This is a genomic window from Vibrio sp. 03_296 (assembly GCF_002265885.1).
The window spans coordinates 1-559 of sequence record NZ_NPKW01000737.1 but is presented as its reverse complement, the minus strand read 5'-3'; the positions used below and the strand labels follow the sequence as shown (position 1 = coordinate 559).

Below are 559 nucleotides of genomic sequence, written 5' to 3'. Positions count from 1 at the left end.
GTGGGTTTGATACAACTTGCGTAAAGCCACAATCAGAGATTCATCAATGTCTCCCTGTCCATTTTTCGCCAAGATTTGAGCTTCAAACGCGTCAGTAAACTGCTTCATGGATGATTCAATTTTCTCAAGGCGGCGATCATCTTCTCCCCCTGGCGTTTCGAGTTTACGCACCTCGCGTAGTGCAGCGGGCAAAATTCCACCTTTATTGTCTCGATAGTCTTGTGCTGCGCCTTCTACGCCTGTCACAACCCCCATAGCATCACGGTAGACGTCTCCCGCTTCATCCACCAAAATTAAGTAGTAAACCACTTCAGGTACATCGTCTTGACGCACTTCATTGGCCACCGCATGTGATTCAGTTACCTCTACCCATATTGTTGCCACCATCACCAGCATAATGGCCAATACACTGCCAAAACCGGCGTATAACTTTTTTCTTACTGACATCTTCACTCTAAACTTCCTTACGATGAATCTTTCTCACGTAAAGTATATCGACTACATTATCAAATAGTTGAGTGTTGTAGCTCGCAGCAAAAAAAACCTCCCGAAAAGGGAG

General features: G+C 45.3%; 1 pseudogene. It reads right to left on the bottom strand.

Annotated elements, in window-relative coordinates:
• Positions 1-447 (bottom strand): annotated as a pseudogene (locus CIK04_RS27515) (methyl-accepting chemotaxis protein); the annotation flags it as partial.
• Positions 448-559 lie beyond the last annotated feature (112 nt).